Source organism: Clostridium intestinale DSM 6191 (assembly GCF_900130055.1).
In the GTDB taxonomy this organism is placed as follows: Bacteria; Bacillota; Clostridia; order Clostridiales; family Clostridiaceae; genus Clostridium_T; species Clostridium_T intestinale.
In genome coordinates this window covers 244,313-263,317 of record NZ_FQXU01000004.1, presented here as the reverse complement: position 1 = coordinate 263,317, position 19,005 = coordinate 244,313, and the positions used below count along the sequence as shown (strand labels likewise).

Annotated in this window: 18 protein-coding genes and 3 other annotated features; of the genes, 15 read left to right on the top strand and 3 right to left on the bottom strand. The window is 30.3% G+C overall.

Annotated elements, in window-relative coordinates:
* The first annotated feature begins 10 nt into the window (after positions 1 to 10).
* The 8 genes from ypdE to BUA92_RS05030 all read left to right on the top strand — a co-directional run bounded on the left by ypdE (position 11) and on the right by BUA92_RS05030 (position 8,027).
* Positions 11 to 1,060: an aminopeptidase gene (gene ypdE, locus BUA92_RS05065; RefSeq protein WP_073017387.1), complete on the top strand. Its 1,050-nt coding sequence runs from the start codon at positions 11 to 13 to the stop codon at positions 1,058 to 1,060.
* Between the two features lies 1 nt (position 1,061).
* Complete coding sequence (locus BUA92_RS05060; protein WP_073017384.1) at positions 1,062 to 1,379, top strand: PTS lactose/cellobiose transporter subunit IIA; 318 nt, start codon at positions 1,062 to 1,064, stop codon at positions 1,377 to 1,379.
* A 2-nt stretch (positions 1,380 to 1,381) separates the two neighbouring features.
* Positions 1,382 to 1,711: a PTS sugar transporter subunit IIB gene (locus tag BUA92_RS05055; protein ID WP_021802642.1), complete on the top strand. Its 330-nt coding sequence runs from the start codon at positions 1,382 to 1,384 to the stop codon at positions 1,709 to 1,711.
* A 15-nt stretch (positions 1,712 to 1,726) separates the two neighbouring features.
* Positions 1,727 to 3,037 carry a PTS sugar transporter subunit IIC gene (locus BUA92_RS05050; RefSeq protein WP_073017382.1) on the top strand — a complete coding sequence of 437 codons (1,311 nt, stop codon included), beginning with the start codon at positions 1,727 to 1,729 and terminating at the stop codon, positions 3,035 to 3,037.
* Between the two features lie 67 nt (positions 3,038 to 3,104).
* Positions 3,105 to 4,181, top strand: coding sequence for a M24 family metallopeptidase (locus BUA92_RS05045; protein WP_073017381.1), 1,077 nt, complete (start codon positions 3,105 to 3,107; stop codon positions 4,179 to 4,181).
* Between the two features lie 3 nt (positions 4,182 to 4,184).
* Positions 4,185 to 5,363 (top strand): MalY/PatB family protein, encoded by a 1,179-nt coding sequence (locus BUA92_RS05040; protein ID WP_073017380.1) that lies wholly within the window; start codon positions 4,185 to 4,187, stop codon positions 5,361 to 5,363.
* A gap of 61 nt (positions 5,364 to 5,424) precedes the next feature.
* Positions 5,425 to 5,647 (top strand) — a binding site (T-box leader).
* A 160-nt stretch (positions 5,648 to 5,807) separates the two neighbouring features.
* Positions 5,808 to 7,469 (top strand): glutamate--tRNA ligase, encoded by a 1,662-nt coding sequence (gene gltX / locus BUA92_RS05035; RefSeq protein WP_073017379.1) that lies wholly within the window; start codon positions 5,808 to 5,810, stop codon positions 7,467 to 7,469.
* Between the two features lie 117 nt (positions 7,470 to 7,586).
* On the top strand, positions 7,587 to 8,027 hold the full coding sequence (locus BUA92_RS05030; RefSeq protein ID WP_073017378.1) for a MarR family winged helix-turn-helix transcriptional regulator: 441 nt from the start codon (positions 7,587 to 7,589) through the stop codon (positions 8,025 to 8,027).
* An 84-nt stretch (positions 8,028 to 8,111) separates the two neighbouring features.
* Here the strand turns inward: BUA92_RS05030 and BUA92_RS05025 are convergent, their stop codons facing one another.
* The 3 genes from BUA92_RS05025 to BUA92_RS05015 form a co-directional block, all read right to left on the bottom strand.
* The gene (locus BUA92_RS05025; protein WP_073017377.1) at positions 8,112 to 8,501 is read right to left on the bottom strand and encodes a RidA family protein; all 390 of its coding nucleotides are present in this window, start codon (positions 8,499 to 8,501) and stop codon (positions 8,112 to 8,114) included.
* A gap of 86 nt (positions 8,502 to 8,587) precedes the next feature.
* On the bottom strand, positions 8,588 to 9,178 hold the full coding sequence (locus BUA92_RS05020) for a hypothetical protein (RefSeq protein ID WP_073017376.1): 591 nt from the start codon (positions 9,176 to 9,178) through the stop codon (positions 8,588 to 8,590).
* Positions 9,179 to 9,202: 24 nt separating this feature from the next.
* Positions 9,203 to 9,559 (bottom strand): hypothetical protein, encoded by a 357-nt coding sequence (locus BUA92_RS05015; RefSeq protein WP_139259302.1) that lies wholly within the window; start codon positions 9,557 to 9,559, stop codon positions 9,203 to 9,205.
* Between the two features lie 438 nt (positions 9,560 to 9,997).
* Positions 9,998 to 10,249, top strand: a binding site (T-box leader).
* Between the two features lie 85 nt (positions 10,250 to 10,334).
* Between BUA92_RS05015 and lysS the strand changes: the two genes are divergently transcribed.
* The 7 genes from lysS (at position 10,335) to BUA92_RS04985 (ending at position 18,804) form a co-directional block, all read left to right on the top strand.
* On the top strand, positions 10,335 to 11,855 hold the full coding sequence (gene lysS / locus BUA92_RS05010) for a lysine--tRNA ligase (protein WP_073017374.1): 1,521 nt from the start codon (positions 10,335 to 10,337) through the stop codon (positions 11,853 to 11,855).
* Positions 11,856 to 12,029: 174 nt separating this feature from the next.
* Positions 12,030 to 12,197, top strand: coding sequence for a hypothetical protein (locus BUA92_RS23195; protein ID WP_175550857.1), 168 nt, complete (start codon positions 12,030 to 12,032; stop codon positions 12,195 to 12,197).
* 112 nt (positions 12,198 to 12,309) lie between these two features.
* Positions 12,310 to 12,564, top strand: a complete 255-nt coding sequence (locus BUA92_RS05005) for a DUF1653 domain-containing protein (RefSeq protein ID WP_073017372.1) — start codon at positions 12,310 to 12,312, stop codon at positions 12,562 to 12,564.
* 96 nt (positions 12,565 to 12,660) lie between these two features.
* Positions 12,661 to 13,548, top strand: a complete 888-nt coding sequence (locus tag BUA92_RS05000; RefSeq protein ID WP_073017369.1) for a DUF1002 domain-containing protein — start codon at positions 12,661 to 12,663, stop codon at positions 13,546 to 13,548.
* Positions 13,549 to 13,594: 46 nt separating this feature from the next.
* Positions 13,595 to 13,839, top strand: a binding site (T-box leader).
* Between the two features lie 59 nt (positions 13,840 to 13,898).
* On the top strand, positions 13,899 to 15,896 hold the full coding sequence (locus tag BUA92_RS04995; protein WP_073017367.1) for a methionine--tRNA ligase: 1,998 nt from the start codon (positions 13,899 to 13,901) through the stop codon (positions 15,894 to 15,896).
* Positions 15,897 to 16,095: 199 nt separating this feature from the next.
* Positions 16,096 to 17,175 (top strand): hypothetical protein, encoded by a 1,080-nt coding sequence (locus tag BUA92_RS04990; protein ID WP_073017364.1) that lies wholly within the window; start codon positions 16,096 to 16,098, stop codon positions 17,173 to 17,175.
* A gap of 261 nt (positions 17,176 to 17,436) precedes the next feature.
* Entirely contained in the window at positions 17,437 to 18,804 is a 1,368-nt protein-coding gene (locus BUA92_RS04985; protein ID WP_073017362.1) for an MATE family efflux transporter, read from the top strand.
* The last annotated feature ends 201 nt before the right edge of the window (positions 18,805 to 19,005 follow it).

Here is a 19,005-nt window from a genome sequence, read left to right as displayed (position 1 = left end):
GAGAGGAGAAATGACAGTAGATTTATTAAAGGAACTCAGCAATAGGGATTCAATTGCATCAAATGAGAAGGAAGTAAGAGGTATTTTAATAAGGGAGCTTAAAGCTTATAGTGATGAAATAAGCTTTGATGGTTTAGGAAGTGTAATTTTTCGTAAAAAAGGAAATGGACCAAAGGTAATGTTTTGTGCTCATATGGATGAAGTAGGCTTTATGGTAAGAAGCATTTCAGATATTGGAATGATTTATGTAATCCCTATTGGGGGAGTAAAAGATGAGGCAAAGAGATTGCAAAAGGTCAGAATTACTACTGCTGATGGAAATAAGATTATTGGAATATTAAATTCAAGTATAGATGATAAAACAGGAAAAGTTAAGGAGTCCTACATAGACATAGGATGTTACAGTAAAGAAGAGGTTGAAAATTTAGGTGTAGATATAGGGGATATGGTTTGTTTTCACTCGAGTTGTGAGAATTTAAATTCTGAGGAACTTATTATGGGAAAAGCCATGGATGACAGAGCAGGTTGTTATGTTTTAGCAGAGGTTCTTAAGGCTATAGAAAATACACACCATGATTGTGATGTTTATATTGTTGGAACAAGTAGTGAAGAAGTAGGAATGAGAGGTGGAAAAACAGCTACTGAAAAGATTAAACCTAATATTGTTTTTGCAATTGATGTAGCTAATGCTCCAGATTTAGTAAGAGATCATAGAAATAACAGAAAAATAGGACATGGACCTATGCTTGTTCATTATGATAAGGCAATGATTCCTAATAAAAACTTATTAGGGTTAGTGAAAAGGTTATGTAAGGAAAATAACATAGAATATCAAAGTGATATGTTCAGCGGTGGAGGAACAGATGCTGGTAATGCACATCTTCAAGAGGAAGGAATACCATCTATGGTTATAGGAATTCCGCTAAGATTATGTCATGGACCTTATTCAATTGTTCATACAAAAGATATTAAAAATACCATAAGTTTAGTAGTTAAAATAATAGAAAATATAGATGAAGAAGTTTATAAAAATATATCTGAACATATAGGAGGAATATAAAATGAATGAGTTAGAACAACAAATTGTAGAAATAATAAGTACCGCAGGTGAAAGTAAATCTAAGGCTTTTGAAGCATTGAAAAAAGTAAAAACTAAAGAGTTTGCAGCTGCTAGAAAGCTTCTTCAAGAATCTAGAGAAATTGATATAGAAGCGCATAAAATTCAATCTAAGCTAATTACAGCAGAAATGAGAGGAGGAGAAGATAAGCCTGAAATAGGTCTTTTAATGGTTCATGCTCAGGATCATTATATGACAGCTCAATTAGCAAGGGATTTGATTGAAACATTAATAGAAGTTTTTGATAACGGGGAGGAATAATTATGAAAATTGTATTATGCTGTGCTGGTGGATTTTCAACCACAATGTTAATGGACAACATGAAAAAAACTGTAAAAAACAGTGCTAAATTAAAAGAAGAGGATTTCAGCTTTATAGCAATTCCAGTTGATTTGCTGCAAAGTGAAATTGAAGACTGTGATGTACTTCTAGTAGGACCTCAAATTGCTCATAAAATTGACTATATTAAACCTATTATTGAACCTAAAAACATTCCATATGTAGTAATAGATAAAGACACCTATGGAAAAATGGATGGAGCTACTACTTTAAAGTTAGCATTAATTGCTTATAAGAAAAATCAATTAAAATAGAGGAGAGCGAAAACTATGTTTGATAAATTTGAGAAGTTTATGAATAGATACCTGACACCTATTGCAAATAAAATGGATAAACAGCAACATCTAAATGCAATAAAGAAATCAATGGTAGCCATGACACCAATATTAATAATAGGAAGTCTATTTGCAGTTATTCCGGCACTTCCTAATATGCTGCCACAGGGGAATTTTATTTCAAATTTTATTACTTCAAATGCTGACATAATTGACTTGCCAGTAACTTTATCTCTTGGACTTATGGGGCTATATGTGTGTTTAGCTATAGCCTATGCATTAGGGGAACATTACAAATTATATATTCCAGGATGTATTACTTTGGCTGGGTTTGGATTTTTATTTTTAGTAATATCGTTTACAAATGATGGAGGGATGGTAACTAAATATTTAGGTGCAAAAGGACTATTTATTTCTATGGTATCAGCTATGCTGGCAGTGGAATTATATAGATGGTGTACTGTTAAGAAATTTACTATAAAGATGCCAGAAGGAGTACCTGATTTCGTATCTAGATCCTTCGAGATGATTCCAACTACAATTATAGTAGTAGGTGTATTTATAACAATTCGTCAGCTTTCTATAACTATTTTTGGAACTTTACCACCAGAAGTACTTACAAAATTTTTATCACCTTTAATTGGTTCTATGGACAATCCATTAGTATTCTTATTTGTAACATTTTTATCTTGTTTATTATTTTTCTTCGGAATTCATCCTTCAGTATTAAGTCCAATTACAGGAACAATTGGAGTACAGTTTTTAGCAGAAAACATCACAGCTATGCAATCTGGACAACCATTACCACACTTCTATACAGGAGGAATGGTATCGGCTTTTGCAAACTTTACAGGAACAGGTATAACTTTTGGATTAGTATTTTGGTGCCTTTTATCAAAATCTAAAGCTTATAAACGTGTAGGACAAGTTTCCTTAATCCCAGCACTATTCGGAATTAATGAGCCAATATTATTTGGAGCTCCTATTGTATTAAATCCAACCTTCTTTATACCTTATGTAGTGGGTGGAGCAATATTAGGTTCTTTCCCTGGATTTTTGATGTACTTTGGTCTATTAGACAAACCATTCTTTAATCCTCCTTATGTTGGAGTATTTTTAGAAGGATTTTTAGTAAATGGAGACTGGAGAACAATCATAGTTAATGCTATACAGATGATAGGTTCTGTTTTAGTCTGGTATCCATTCTTTAAGATGTTTGAAAAGAGAGTAACTGAAGAAAATAATAAAAAGGTTATTTCTGATGAAGATGAAGCTTTATTAAAGGATTTAGATTTAGATTTTTAATATTATAAGCAAAACTAAGACAAGGATTTTACTTGTCTTAGTTTTGTATATGAAAGTGGGTAGAATTATGGCAAAAAGAGTAGAAAAGGTACAAGCTTTACTTAAAAATTTAAATGTGGATGGAGTTTTAATTAAGAGTAAGACAGTAAAAAAGTATTTAGATACTTTAACAGGAAGTGGCTGCAAGCTATTAATTACAAGAGAGAAAGGGTACTTAATTTTAGATGGAAGATATATAACAGAAGCTAAGGAAAAAGAAAAAGACTTAGAAATTGTTTTAAGTGATAGCGGAGGTTATTTAAAATCCGTTAAGGAAATATTGGATAAGCATAATTACAATAGCCTTGCTGTAGAAGGAAATAGCATGCTTATAGATGAATATATAAAAATTAAAGAGACTATAGATAAGGTGCATATATTAAAGGATGAACTAAATATGCTTCGAATAATTAAGGAGAAAGAAGAAATAGCTGTAATAAAAGAGGCCTGCAAGTTAACTGATGAAATATTTTATAAGGTAATAGATAAGATAAAGATTGGAATGAATGAACATGAGATTTCAGCCTTGATACAGTATTATGGAATTTCAATGGGAGCTTCTAGAATGTCCTTTGAAACAATTGTAGCAACTGGAAAACGTAGTGCAATGCCTCATGGAAGACCTACAGAAAGAAAGATTAAGGCCCATGAGCCTATACTTTTAGACTTTGGAATTGAATATAAAAACTATCAATCAGATATGACTAGAACTGTATTTATAGGTGAACCTAGTGATAGGATGAGAGAAGTATATGAAGTAGTACTAAAGGCTCAAACTTCAGGAGTTAAGGAAATCAAAGCAGGGGTTAAAGCAAAAGATGTAGATAAGATAGTTCGTGATATTATTAAGAATCATGGTTATGGAGAATATTTTAATCATGGATTGGGACATGGTATAGGAATAGGAGATGGAGAAGAATATCCTATTTTAAATGAGAAAAGTGATACTGTTTTAGAAGAGGGAATGATTATGTCCTGTGAACCTGGTATATATATTCCAGATTTAGGTGGAGTGAGAATTGAGGATGATGTTTTGATAGAAAATGGTATTGGAGTACCACTTAATCATGCCTCAAAGGAATTGATTGTGTTAAAGGAGAAATAAACTATGAAATATAATTTTGATGAAGTTATAAATAGAAAGGGAACCTATTGTACACAGTGGGATTATATTGAGGATCGCTTTAGTAAAAAAGATCTGCTTCCATTTTCAATTTCTGATACAGATTTTAAAATACCCTGTCCCATCACAGATAAGCTGAAAGAAGTAATGAACCATGAAATCTACGGCTATACTAGATGGAATCATCATGATTTTAAAGGAGCTATAGCTGACTATTATGAGAGAAGATTTAATTGTTTTATAGATGAGGATTGGATTTTATACAGCCCCTCAGTTATGTATTCTGTATCTGTGTTAATCAGGCTTTTAAGTAATCCTAAGGATAAGATATTAGCTTTCAATCCAATGTATGACGCCTTTTTCTCCGTAATAGAAGAAAATGATAGACAACTAGTAAGTGAGACTTTAAAAGAAGAACAGGGAGTTTTCAAAATAGATTTTGAAAGCTTTGATAAAAAAATAAAAGAATGTAAAATAATGCTTTTATGTTCACCTCATAATCCTACAGGCCGTGTTTGGACTAATGAGGAAATAGAACACATAATAAAAAGCTGTAAAAGGTATGGAGTTAAGATTATTTCTGATGAGATTCATATGGATATTATCTTAGGAAAAAACAAACATATTCCTATTTTAAAATATATAAAAGAATATACACAGCTGTATTTAGTATCTAGTGCCAGCAAAACCTTAAATACTCCGGGGTTAATAGGATCTTACAGTATAATTCCAAGTGAAGAAATAAGAGAGAAATTTTTACTTCAAACCCGTAAAAAAGACTTCTTAAATTCAGTAAGTATTTTTGGAATGTATGCTACTATGGTTGGATATAGAGAATGTGATGATTATATAGATCAGCTTGTTGAGTATATTAAAGAAAATACTGTAATAGTAGAAGAGTTTATAAAAAAAGAATTACCTCAGTTAAAATATAAACCAGCAGAAGGAACCTATTTAGCTTGGATTGATGTGAGAGAGCTGCCTTTTACTAAAGAGGAGATTCAATGCGCTTTAGTTGATGAAGGTAAAGTTGGGATTATGCCTGGGGAAACCTATGGAGATAATGGAGCAAAATATTTAAGATTAAATTGTGGATGTCCTAAAGAAAAACTGATAGAGGGATTGTGGAGACTAAAAAAAGGAATAGAGTATCTTTATAGGTAAAACATCTTTACATTAGTATGTTACCCATGTATAATTGATTTGTATTTTGTAAATAATTAAAGAAAATGCAATGATAAAGAAGAGTAGATGATATTTTAAATCTTAGAGAGCTTGGGGAAGGTGAAAGACCAGCATTTAAAACCATTGAAGGAAGCTTTGGAGCAGTGAATAGAAAGCCTTTTGGCGTAGTATATTTATGGGGTTATTCCCTTAAAGATAAATTAAGTGGATTAAGAAATTAATCAATTTAGGTGGTAACGCGGAATTAGTCTTTCGTCCTAAGTAGTTTTAGGACGGGAGGCTTTTATTTTTTTACACCTATGCCCTGTAGAAGCGTTCCTCAGCTTCATTAGAGTCATTATTAAGCCTATTAAGATGACGTTAAGAACAACATCTATAGCATTAATGTATGTAATTATATTTATATTCAAAGGAGAGATACGAATGAGTTTTGAAAAATTAGCAGAGATAATATTCCCAGAGGTTAAGAATTCAAGAGAATATTATACTAATAAATACCCAAACAGAAGTTTAAAAGAAGGTGCAAAGGTTACAAGATATGCACCAAGTCCAACAGGATTTCAACATATAGGTGGAGTATATGCGGCATTAATTAATGAAAGATTAGCAAGCCAAACAGGAGGAATTTTCTATTTAAGAATAGAAGATACTGACCAAAAAAGAGAAGTTCAAGGTGCTATAGAAGACACTATAAAAACTATGCACAATTTCGGAATGGATTTTAGTGAAGGAATGACTGGACAAGAAACATATAAAGGAGAATATGGTCCATATAGACAAAGTCAAAGAGCTGATATATACAATACTTTTGCAAAGGACTTACTTATAAAAGGATTAGCTTATCCATGTTTTGCAACTCCAGAAGAATTAGCTGAACTTAGAGAAAAACAAGTAGCAAACAAAATAACTCCAGGATATTATGGAGAATATGCTAAGTTTAGAGACATAACTGAAGAAGAAGCTCTAAAGAGAATTGAAAATGGAGAACAATATATCATAAGATTAAAGTCACCAGGAAACCCAGAAAAAAGAGTTGAGTTCCATGATTTAATAAAGGGAGATATATCTTTCCCAGAAAACAATCAAGATATAGTTCTTATAAAAGGGGATGGACTTCCAACTTATCACTTTGCTCATGCTATAGATGATTATCTAATGAAAACTACAGATGTAATAAGAGGAGAAGAGTGGTTATCATCACTTCCTATACATGTTCAACTATTTGAAGTTTTAGGTTTTGAAGCTCCAAGATATGCTCATATTCCAACAATAATGAAGCAAGATGGCGGATCTAAGAGAAAGCTTTCAAAGAGAAAGGATGCTGAAGCTGCTGTATCTTATTATAAAGAAGTAGGGTATCCTACAGTAACAGTAATTGAATATCTATTAAATATAGTTAATTCAACTTTTGAAGAATGGAGAGCTGAAAATCCTACAACAGATTATCATGAGTTTGAAATTCACTTAGAAAAAATGGGTAAAAGCGGAGCATTATTTGATTTAGTTAAGTTAAATGATGTTGCTAAAGATCGTATAGCTTTAATGAAGGCTTCAGATGTTTATGATAACTACATAGCTTGGGCTAAAGAATTTGATGAAGAAATGTATAAATTAGTTACAGAAAATGAAAAGATGTCAAAAGAAATATTCAACATAGATAAAGAAGGTCCAAAACCAAGAAAAGACTTTGCTAAATGGGATGAAGTTAAAGAAAAGATTTTCTACTTCTTTGATGAATTATTCTACAAAGAAACTTTGGAACAAGTAGAACTTCCAAAAGGACTTACAATTGAAGCGGCTAAGGCAATAATTGAAGTTTATAAAAATGAATTTAACTTCAATGCTGGAAGTCAAGAAGTTTGGTTTGAAGATTTAAAAGTAATAGGAGCAAACCTTGGTTACTGCGCTAACAGAAAAGAATTTAAAGCAAATCCAGATCAATACAAAGGTATGATTTCTGATGTTGCTGGAGCAGTTAGAATAGCTTTAGCTCATAGAACTAACACACCAGATCTTTACACAATAATGCAGATATTAGGTGAAGAAAAAGTTAGAGAAAGATTTGAAAAGTTTTTAAGTTTATAAAAGAATTAAGAAGTCATCACAGATTTAATTCGTGGAGACTTCTTTTTTGTTGACGAGGTAGAATTCTACTTATATACTGAAATTAGAATTAAACCTAATTGGAAAGGAGAGAAATAAATGCATAAAGATAGAGGAAAACCTAGTGCAGACTTTTATATTAGAGGCATAGCTCATAGATTACGTTATTTAAATGATCAAAAATTAGCTGAATATGAAATAACTAATCAGCAGGCTAGACTTTTAGGTGCAATAAGAAGAAGTGTTTATGAAGGTGTAAATATTAGCCGAAAGTTTTTGCAAGAGAGGATGGAACTTAGTGGACCTTCAGTAACAAGTTTATTAAATGGGCTTGAGAAAAATGGTTTTATTATTCGTTATACTGATAGTGAAGATGGTCGTGCCATGAAAATTCAAGTAACTGACAAGGGAGATAGAATTATGGAAGGCTTAGATAAAGTTTTTAAAGATTCTGAAAAGCAGATAATGGAAGGTATGAGTGAAGAAGAGAGGACACTTTTTATAAATCTTTTAGAAAAATCATATAATAATATGCAATAAAAAATTTGCGTAAGTAAAGAATAAGTCAAGACTACCTAGCTAATGAAATAGCTGCTTTTGAATTCAAAAGCAGCTATTTTTAAGTTAATTATCAGAACATGCCCATGCATCAATTTCAACTTTTATAGATGGATTAGCTAAAGAAGCTACATATAATAAGGTCATACAGGGTTTATGACCTTGTAGTACTTTTGAAACAGCTTCAACCCGTTTGGAATTATCAATATTCCCAACTAAATAAAAAACTATTTTTACTAAATCAGTAACTTTCATATTGGATGCTTCCAAATTCTTCACAATATTATCCATAGCTATTCCTATTTGCTCTATTGGATCTTCTGGAATAGGTCCATCTTTATATTTTCCAATCTGTCCAGACATAACTAACCAACGAGCCTGTCCTGAAACCTCAACTTGATGTGTATAATCAGCAACTGGTTCATGAATGTTTCTCGGATTTCTGAATTCTTTCATAGTATAACTCCTTATATATTTGTATTTATTTCTGTATATAAATTATAGCATATTATGTAGATAATAAAGAATTTAATCGTTAAAGACTATAGTTTATATTTAATAAAATCAGCTTTATCTATTATATTATCAATATCTCTAAGTGTACTTTGAATTTCATTGCCATTATTTAAAACGGTAACTTCCTGAATATCAGATGTGTCATCAATTACTAAAAGGTAACCTTTATCTAAAGAGACATCTTCACAAATACTTTTGTTGTCTGTAAGAATGATATTTATTTTAGAGATATCTACACTTATCTTTTTATCTTCCGAATGAATATACTTACTATCATTAAAACTTCCGAAAATAATTCTTTTGTTATTATAAATTAAAGTGTTTACAGTAAAACATTGACTAATTGGCTTTCTGCCACTAGTCCAACTTAAAATTTTATTGTTTTCATTGAGTAAAAAAAGATTAGTTGATTGCTCTCCATCTTTTCCAGGTTTTTGAGCTAAAATAAGTTTCTCATTATCAATTTCTTTTATAAGTAAAATATCCACTTTTTCATTTGAAGAGTTTTTGCTAAAAAATGTCTCAATAGATTTTTGTATAGTTGAAACTTTACTATTACAACTTATTAAAAGAGAAATTAAGATTAAAGAAAAAGTACTTAAAATAAATTTTTTCACATCTATAAACCTCCTAAAACTCTATTATTCAAAATCAATACTTTTTTCAAATACATATATAAACTTCTCACCACTTTCAATTGACTCTTTTAAGTGACCGTTATCAAAGCCTATCAATTCTAAAACTAAGATTTTATGTTCTCCACGTTTATTTATTTCATACTTATATACTGCATCGCCAACATGCATTTTATTTCCTAGCACTTTCATCTCAGATATGCCATTTTTACCATCACTTTGAAAGCTCTCCATAGTCCTATTTGAAATTTTTATATAATCTTTTGAGTTAAGTTGATTTTTTATATTAGAATCAGTATTTATATCATTTCCATTATACAAATACCATAGACCATTTAGTTTAGTAGGTGAAATCAAAACCATTATGATAAGTATTAAGAGAGAAACTAATCCCAGAATAGTAAATTTTTTAACTTTAGTAATAATATCAGCTCCTTTCAAGTAACTATTTTAGTAGTTTTTCGTATTCTTCAGTATCATTAAAACGTGAATTGAATTTTACTGGAAGATCACCTAAGTTCTTCATTAAAATTGGATTTCCATCATTAACTTTTTTCATAGTAATTTCAAAAGAATTATTTTTATCTAAGTTTATTTAAATATTTTGATTATCTCCAACTAAGTTATATTTTTTGCCTTCTATAATATCAAAAGTGCCTTTTTTATAATAAATTAGAGCTCCTTTATTAATATTCTTATAAAATAATTGTAGCATATATTTCCAGTTGATTTGCTGTCAAATTTAAAATTATTGAGGGATTCGAAGTATGGACATATACAACTTTTTAGTGTTATAATCTTTTAAAGACTATGAAGAGAAGAGTAGATAAATAGATGAATTTACAGAGAGCTCTAGAAGATGAGAATGAGCAAGGAGTTTTTATTGAAGAAGGTCTCAGAGTTGCACACCGAGTCTGGCTTCAGAGGTAGGCTGTGACGGTATAACCCGTTATAAGTTATAGAGTATATTTAATTATGTACTTGAAAAGGTCTATATGGCGACATATGGATAAACTGAGGTGGTACCACGAATATATAACTTTCGTCCTCAAGATTAAATTCTTGGAGGTGAAGGTTTTTTTATTTGTTTAAAAGTTTATTAGATTATAAATAAATATTTAAAGGTGGTATAACTAAAATGTATAAAGAATTTGAAAGTATAGAAAACTTAGAAAAAATAATGCCAGATTCAAATGAATTTGTAGCTGAAAGAGTTAAAAAGTTAAATAAACTTTATGAGTTAGGAGTTAATCCGTATCCTTATAGCTACAAAGATACAACTCATACTAAGGATATTTTGGATAACTTTGAAAATATAAAAGAAGAACAAGAATTCACATTAGCAGGAAGAGCTATGCTGATAAGAAGGATGGGCAATGCTACATTTGGGAATATCATAGATGAAAAAGGAAATATACAGATATTCTTAAGTAAAAAAGTCTTAGGTGCTGAAAGTTATGAAATCTTAAAATTAATTGATGTAGGTGATATTATTGGAGCTACTGGAACTGTATTTAAGACTCAAACAGGTGAAATCACTATAAGAGTAAAACAGTTTGAATTATTATCAAAATCCATTAGAACACTTCCAGAAAAATATCATGGTATACAAGATGCTGACTTAAGACAAAGACACCGTTCATTGGATATGATAATGAATGAGGACGTTAAAGAAAGATTTATTAAACGTTCAAAAGCAATAACAGCTATGAGGGAATATTTAAATAATATAAACTTTATTGAGGTGGATACTCCTATCTTAGATACTAAATATGGTGGAGGAGAAGCTAAACCATTTGAAACCTTTGTTAATGCATTGGATTGTAATGTATATATGAATATTTCCCCAGAATTATATTTAAAAAGGCTGATAGTTGGGGGAATTGAAAGAGTTTATACCTTTGCAAGAGCTTTTAGAAATGAGGGAATTGATAGAACCCATTATCCGGAATTCAGTTTATTTGAATGTTACATGTCTTATGCTGACTATAATGACATGATGAGGCTCATGGAGAATATATATGATTATGTATTTAACAAAGTTAATGGAACAACAAAAATTCAGTATGGAGATGTAGAAATTGATTTTAAAGCTCCCTGGAAAAGAGAGAAAATGTGTGACCTTGTAAAAAAGGATACAGGAATTGATGTTGATATACTTACAAAGGAAGAAATTATTAAAAGTATTAAAAACAATTCGCTCTTAATAGAAAGTCAAAACGAGGGATTAGTTATAGATGAATGTTCAAAGGGTGAATTAATAGTTAATCTATTTGAAGCTTATTCTGAAAAGAATCTAATTCAACCAACCTTTGTTATAGACTTTCCAGAAGAATCTTCTCCACTGTGTAAGATTCATAGAAATAACTCTGATTTAATTGAAAGGTTCGAGCCTTATGCTTATGGAGTTGAACTTGGAAATGCTTATTCTGAGCTTAATGACCCATTAAAACAAAGAATACTTTTGCATGAACAAGCATCAAAACTAAGAGCGGATCTTGAAACAGCTAGTCCAATGGATGAAGAATTTGCAGTTGCTATAGATACTGGTATGCCACCAACTGGAGGTTTAGGAATAGGAATTGATAGAATGATAATGTTTCTTACCAGTTCTCATACAATAAAAGATGTTATAGCATTTCCTTTAATTAAAAGATAATAATATATAAGAAAAGGGCCCATATCACTGATGAAAATGTTGATATGGGCCTATTTGTTGATATACGCTATTTGAAATGTATTTTAGTTACAAAAAATAATAATGTAAGATGAATCTAATGAAGCTGAGTGAAGCAAACTATGTAATAAATACGTTTAATTAGAAGGAGAACTTATGAAAAACATAAATAAAGTACCACTTAACAAAACAGGCTTTTCAAACAGCTATGATGAAGGTTCAAAACACAAAAATCTTAAAGACTTAGAAGGTAACGCTAAGGACGCACATTATTCTGGTAGACGCGTTTCTCAGCGTCAGTCTAATCCTTTTCCTGAAGAATAGATACTTTATAGTGATTTTGACGTAGCTCTTGAAGATACAGTCAAAAGTAGTAAAATGATTAGAGAGAAGTAGTTAAAATTCTTCTCTCAAAATAACTTTTAGGAGAAGTAAAATGCAGAAAATAAATTTATCAGAGTATAAGGGGAAGATATTTAAACATTTTAAAGGGGATTTATATTTAGTTTTGGATATAGCTGAGCATTCAGAAACTAGAGAAAAGCTAGTTATTTATAGGGCTTTATATGGAGATTGTGGAGTTTATGCAAGGCCTGTTGATATGTTTTTAAGTGAAGTAGATAAGAAAAAGTATCCTAATGTAGAGCAAGAGTATAGATTTGAACCAACAACTATTAAAAGTGTTAAGTAAAATTATTAATATTATTGTAAGATTATTCTAAGTAAAAATTAACTTGTTTATATTATAATCAAAAAAGAGAAGTTTATTAAAAGGAGAATAAAAATTATGAAGATGAAATCATTTATAAATAAGCTTATTATATCATCCATGGCTTTAGGTGCCTTTGTTACTGGATTTACAGGAGTTACTGCTCATGCAGATTCTTTTAAGTCTGTAACTTTAGGAGCTGATTTAACACAAGCTCAGAAGGATGACATGCTAAAGTATTTTGGTGTTAAGAAAAATGAAGTTAACCTATTGGAAGTTACATCAAAAGAGGAGCATACATATCTAGGAAAGGTTGCAACTCAGGCTCAGCTTGGTAATAGAGCAATATCTTGTTCTTATGTTGAACCTACAAGTAAGGGTGGTATAAAGGTAAGTACAAACAATCTTACTTGGGTTAATGATGGAATGATAAAAAATGCTTTAATTACAGCAGGAATTGAAAATGCTAATGTTGTAGCAGCAGCGCCTTTTGAAGTATCTGGAACAGCAGCATTAACTGGGATATTAAAAGGATTTGAAAACAGTACTTCAGGACAAAAAATAGATGAAAATAAAAAAGAAGCAGCAAATGAAGAATTAGTAACTACAGGTGATGTAGCTGAAAAAATAGGTCAAGATGATGCTTCAAATTTAATGAATGATATAAAGAAAAAAGTAATAAAGGAAAAGCCTAAGACAGAAGAAGAGGTCAACAAAATTGTTGATAATGCTGTTAAAGATTATAAAGATAAATTATCTAGTGAAGATATAGCTAGCATAAAGACACTAATGAGTAAAATAAATAATCTAGATCTTGATTATAACAGCATAAAAGATCAATTAAATGATGTAACAAATCAATTAAAGGATAAGTTAACTAGCGAAGAAGCAAAAGGATTATTTGCAAAGATAGGACAGTTCTTTTCAGATGTATTTAATGCAATAAAAAACTTATTTTCAAAATAGAAACCCCCTTGACAACTGAATTTTGATTTAATATACTTTGAGTAAATCAAAAGCTATGAAGAGAAGAGTAGTTATTATGGAAGCTTACAGAGAATTCCTGGTGGTGAGAAGGAATGGTGAAAGTTTTAATGAAACAAGTCTTGGAGCCTCATACGGATTCTATATTTAAGTAGATGATGCTATGACGTTTGTTCACGTTACAGAACTAGAGTATAATTGTACTTGATAAGATTAATATGGTGACATGTTAATGAATTAGGGTGGTAACGCGATATATAATTCGCCCCTACACATTGTTTGTGTAGGGGCGATTTTTTTCATTAAATACAGATTTTTAAGGAGTGAATATTATGGAAAAAAGAAAATTAGAAAGACCTGTCTTTCCCCAAAGAGCAGTTATAACTTCTGGAATGCCATATGGTAATAAAGATTTACACTTTGGTCATGTAGGCGGTGTATTTGTGCATGCAGATACTTTCTCAAGGTTTTTGAAGGATAGAATAGGTGAGGAAAATGTAATATTTGTATCAGGAACAGATTGTTATGGTTCTCCAATACTTGCAAGTTACAAAAAACTTGTAGATGAAGGTTCTTATAATAAGACATTAGAAGAGTATGTTCTTGAGAATCATGAAAAACAAAAAGAGGTATTAGATAAATATGAAATAAATCCAAGTTTGTATGCTGGTTCTTCACTCGGAAGAGCAGGAGAAATACACAAGGAATTATCAAAAGAAATATTTAATAATTTATATGATAATGGATATCTAATTAAATTATCATCACCACAATTTTATGATCCTGATTTTAAAGCCTTATTAAATGGAAGGCAAGTAATAGGTAAATGTCCTATAGAAGGATGCAGTTCTGAAAAAGGTTATGCAGATGAATGTGATTTAGGACATCAATATATGCCTAATGAGTTAATTGACCCTAAGAGCATATTATCAGGTAAAACACCTGAACTTGTAGATGTAGCTAATTGGTATTTTGAATTAGATAAATACATGAACCTATTAAGTGATGGTGTAGAGCATTTAAGAAAAACATCAAACTGGAGAAAATATGTCTTAAATACTATTGAGGAATTTTTAAAGCCACCAATCATATATGTAAAACGTAAGCAACTTGAAGAAATAACAGATTTAGATGAAAAACTTCCAGCTCATACAGTTGAAGATGATTCTAAGAAAGCTTCCATCTCTTTCATATTTAAAAACTTAGAAGATAGAGATAAAGCAAGAGAAGTGTTTGATAAGATGGGTATTAGATTTAGAACAGGAAAAACTTTAGTTCCATTTAGATTATCAGGAAATGTTGAATGGGGTATAGAGGTGCCAGATAAGGAAGAACTTAAAAATCTTACTTTTTGGGTATGGCCAGAATCTTTATGGGCCCCAATATCATTTACTAAGGCCTATCTAGAATCAATAGGAAAAGACAAAGATGAGTGGAAGAATTTCTGGAATTCAAAAGAATCAAAGGTGTATCAATTCATGGGAGAAGATAATATCTATTTTTATGGTGTTGCTGAAATGGGCCTTTTCATGGCACTTACAGGAATAAACTATGATAACAAGGTAGACTTCGAAAACATCAACATTCCACACTTGATTGCAAATAATCATCTATTGTTTATGGATAAGAAAGCTAGCAGCAGTGGTAAAGTTAAGCCACCTATGGCAAGAGATTTATTAAATTTCTACACTCCAGAACAATTAAGAATGCATTTTCTAAGTTTAGGTCTATCAAGAAAAAGTGCCAGCTTTACTCCTCAAGTATTTATGAGTGAAGAAGAGAAACAAGGAGCAGATCCAGTATTAAAAGATGGAAATCTTCTTACTAATGTATTTAACAGACTTGTTAGATCATGTTTCTACACTTCTCAAAAGTACTATGATTCAGAAATACCAGTAGGAGAAATAAGTGAAGAAATCTTAGAAGAAGCTAAAGAGTCCATCATAAACTATGAAAACAACATGTACAATCATGAATTTCACAGTGTGATTTATGTTCTTGATAGTTATATAAGAAAAATGAATAAGTACTGGGTAAGTAACATGAAAAAAGCAGAAAGCGAAAATGATGATGTATTAAGAAAACAAGTTCTCATAGACAGCTTTCATGCTGTAAGAACAATCATAACCTTACTTCATCCTATAGCTCCAACTGGATGTGAAAAAGCAAGAGATTATCTAAATGTTGATAAAAAGCTTTGGAATTGGGATTTTATATTTGAACCTATATATAGCTTTATTGATAAAGAGCATAGGTTAAAATATTTGATGCCTAGAGTTGATTTCTTTGAAAAACATGAAAGTCAATTAAGTGAAAATCCTGCAAAGTGATAATCAATTTTCTTATCATGATGGGCCTAAGAGGTACATGAAAAAGGCCCATCATGACATTAATATACCTCTCTATATTATCTTTATTTACATATATAATAATTTTCCGGTTTCTTGTAAATGTGTAAAGACTTTAATTAATGCGTCGATATAAAATATGTATAAATTATTAATAAACAAACTTAGGGGGACTAATTTAATGAATGATTCTTATGTTTTTAAAATGAACAAGAAATGGAGGCGTGGCAGATTTCTAGGGGTAGCAATTTTTTCTCTGATTTTATTTCTGTTAATTGGTTATGGAGTATACGAATATAATGATAAGAAAGATAACCCATTTATAATAAATACATTATCTGATTATTATAACGCTAAATCTAATGATTACTATGTAAAAATAGAGTCTAGTGAAATATATGATATGAATGTTGCTATGTTTAACTCCAAAGATCAAAGTACATTTGATAATGTTACAGACTATTTTTTAGGAGTTAACATTGAAGATAAAATTCTTCCGGTATCTGTAAAAAAAGAAGATATTGAAAAAGTTGTTAATGGAGAAGTTTCTCATTATGTGGTGAGTGGGAATATACGTACTTTTGACCCTAATACATTTAGAACACTAAAAAATGTTTTAATAGAAGATGGGTTAACTTATGATGAATTTAATTCAATAGTATTACCTAATTATCTTGAACAGTCCTATCCTGTAGAATCTCTTTATATGTTTATAGGACTTGCTGTTATATTTATTTTTATATTTTCAATATTGTATGGAAAAATATTTATAATCAACAGAAGGGCTCAAAAAAGTCTTTTGAATTACTTTAATGGTAATTTGGATAATGCTTACTCAAGTATTGATATGGACATTAATAGTTCTCAAACATTTAAGCTTAACCCTTTTACTTTAACCCAAAACTACATTATAGTAGATAGCAAACATGTTGTTTTAACGCTTCCATTAAAGGAGTTAATGTGGGTGTATGTACATAGAGTTACATATAGATTTTTCTTTTTTGTAAAAATCAATATGGTTACTAGTTTGGAACTAGTTTTTTCAGATAATAGAAAATATAGGATTGCAGTACCTGGGTTTGCTTCAAAAGGTGTTGAAAGAGCTAATGATATTATTGATGCTATATCTCACAGAACACCTGTTTTTGTTGGCTACTCAGATGAACTTCGTGCTTTATTTAAGAAGAAACCAGAAGAATTTAAATATCAATGGGAGTTACTGAAGCAACAATCTTACAATACAGAAGTAACTGAATTTTAATATATCCTGTTAAACCTTATCTATCAGTTAGTGTAGTAAAAGTTTTAAAAAATTAATAATCTATTGAAATCCTAATATCTTAGAGAAGCTAGATGTTAGGATTTTCTTGTCATGATGGGCCTAAGAGGTACATTAAAAGGCCCATCATAAAAAAGAAATACAATTAGATTAAAAGTATATACAATAGTTTTAAAATTTGAAACCACAAAGTATTGTAGGGGGTGTATAATTAAATAGAATTTTAATTTATAAGGAGGATATATGTTTAATACAAAAGTAGACTTATTAAATGGAAAAATACTTAAGTCGTTAATTATATTTACAATTCCACTGTTTATATCAAGTATATTTCAACAACTATATAATATGGCAGATATAATGATTGTAGGAAATTTTTTAGGGGATACATCCTTAGCTGCAATAGGATCTAGCACAGCTATATATGAGATGTTAATCGGGTTTGCGTTAGGTATAGGCAATGGACTTAGTATAGTAACAGCCCGTAGTTATGGTGCAAAAGATGAAGAGTTAGTAAAAAAATCAGTAGCTTCTTCCATTGTTATAGGAGGAGTAATTACTATATTTATTATGATTATAGTTAAATTATTTTTATTTCCTCTATTACAACTATTGCATACTCCAGAAAACATTATAAATGAAGCTTATTCTTATGTTTATACTGTTACAATTTTTGTTGGGGTTACCTTTGTTTATAATCTGTGTGCAGGTTTTTTAAGAGCTATTGGAAACAGTTTCATGCCCTTGGTATTTCTTATAATATCATCAGTATTAAATGTCATATTAGATATTCTTTTTATTACTAAATTTAGCATGGGAATAAGGGGAGCAGCAGTTGCAACAGTTATAGCTCAAGGAATATCAGCACTTTTATGTATTGTCTATATATTTTATAAATGTAAAATACTTATTCCAAAGAAAGAGCATTTTAAATTCGATAAGGAGTTATATATGGATCTAGCTGGACAAGGTTTATCCATGGGAATTATGCTTCTTATAGTGTCAACTGGGACAGTTATTCTTCAAACTGCAATTAATGGATTTGGATATCTTATTATTGCAGGTCATGTTGCTGCACGTAAACTTAGTAGTTTTCTTACCTTACCTATTGGTATATTATCAATGAGTATTTCAACATTTGTCTCACAAAATAAAGGGGCAAATAAAGTGAAGAGAATAAGGCAAGCTGTCAGGTATGTAAATATAATATCTATAGCTTGGGGAGCCATAGCCTTTGTAATTTCATTATTTTTATCACCAGTACTTATGAGAGCAATATCAGGATCTAGCGAATACACGGTGATTCACAATGGGTCATTATACTTAATGATAAATGCACCTTTTTATGCAATTTTAGGTATACTTCTAAATTTAAGAAATGCTCTTCAAGGTATTGGTCAAAAGATTGTTCCTCTAATCTCTAGTATAATTGAATTTTTTGGGAAGATAGTGTTTGTATATTTCCTTATAGGAAAAATGGGTTACTTTGGTGTTATAATATGCGAACCAGTAATCTGGTGTTTAATGGCTGGACAACTAGTATACTCATTTTATAAAAACCCCTATATTAAAGACGGTGGTAATAAGATTCAGCACGAAATAGCAAGTTAACATCTATAACTAGAACTTATTATAATGATGGGCCTAACATGTATATGAAAAAGGTCCATCATGAAGTATTTTAATATGTATGATATTACATTTATGATGAAACATGAAAATATGAAGATAAAATTATTTAGGAAATTTATGGTACAATAGAATTAATTATATAAAGTGAGTATGAAAAATTAAAATATCTAAAAGATAGGG

Excerpts from the sequence above, each read along its gene's own strand:
- BUA92_RS05030 (WP_073017378.1), top strand. The coding sequence starts at position 7,587 with ATGCATAAAGATAGAGGAAAACCTAGTGCAGACTTTTATATTAGAGGC.
- BUA92_RS05060 (WP_073017384.1), top strand. The coding sequence starts at position 1,062 with ATGAATGAGTTAGAACAACAAATTGTAGAAATAATAAGTACCGCAGGT.
- BUA92_RS05015 (WP_139259302.1), bottom strand. The coding sequence starts at position 9,559 with ATGGTTTTGATTTCACCTACTAAACTAAATGGTCTATGGTATTTGTAT.
- BUA92_RS05005 (WP_073017372.1), top strand. The coding sequence starts at position 12,310 with ATGCAGAAAATAAATTTATCAGAGTATAAGGGGAAGATATTTAAACAT.
- BUA92_RS05000 (WP_073017369.1), top strand. The coding sequence starts at position 12,661 with ATGAAGATGAAATCATTTATAAATAAGCTTATTATATCATCCATGGCT.
- BUA92_RS04995 (WP_073017367.1), top strand. The coding sequence starts at position 13,899 with ATGGAAAAAAGAAAATTAGAAAGACCTGTCTTTCCCCAAAGAGCAGTT.
- BUA92_RS05055 (WP_021802642.1), top strand. The coding sequence starts at position 1,382 with ATGAAAATTGTATTATGCTGTGCTGGTGGATTTTCAACCACAATGTTA.
- ypdE (WP_073017387.1), top strand. The coding sequence starts at position 11 with ATGACAGTAGATTTATTAAAGGAACTCAGCAATAGGGATTCAATTGCA.
- BUA92_RS04985 (WP_073017362.1), top strand. The coding sequence starts at position 17,437 with ATGTTTAATACAAAAGTAGACTTATTAAATGGAAAAATACTTAAGTCG.
- lysS (WP_073017374.1), top strand. The coding sequence starts at position 10,335 with ATGTATAAAGAATTTGAAAGTATAGAAAACTTAGAAAAAATAATGCCA.
- BUA92_RS04990 (WP_073017364.1), top strand. The coding sequence starts at position 16,096 with ATGAATGATTCTTATGTTTTTAAAATGAACAAGAAATGGAGGCGTGGC.
- BUA92_RS05045 (WP_073017381.1), top strand. The coding sequence starts at position 3,105 with ATGGCAAAAAGAGTAGAAAAGGTACAAGCTTTACTTAAAAATTTAAAT.
- gltX (WP_073017379.1), top strand. The coding sequence starts at position 5,808 with ATGAGTTTTGAAAAATTAGCAGAGATAATATTCCCAGAGGTTAAGAAT.
- BUA92_RS23195 (WP_175550857.1), top strand. The coding sequence starts at position 12,030 with ATGAAAAACATAAATAAAGTACCACTTAACAAAACAGGCTTTTCAAAC.
- BUA92_RS05050 (WP_073017382.1), top strand. The coding sequence starts at position 1,727 with ATGTTTGATAAATTTGAGAAGTTTATGAATAGATACCTGACACCTATT.
- BUA92_RS05040 (WP_073017380.1), top strand. The coding sequence starts at position 4,185 with ATGAAATATAATTTTGATGAAGTTATAAATAGAAAGGGAACCTATTGT.
- BUA92_RS05025 (WP_073017377.1), bottom strand. The coding sequence starts at position 8,501 with ATGAAAGAATTCAGAAATCCGAGAAACATTCATGAACCAGTTGCTGAT.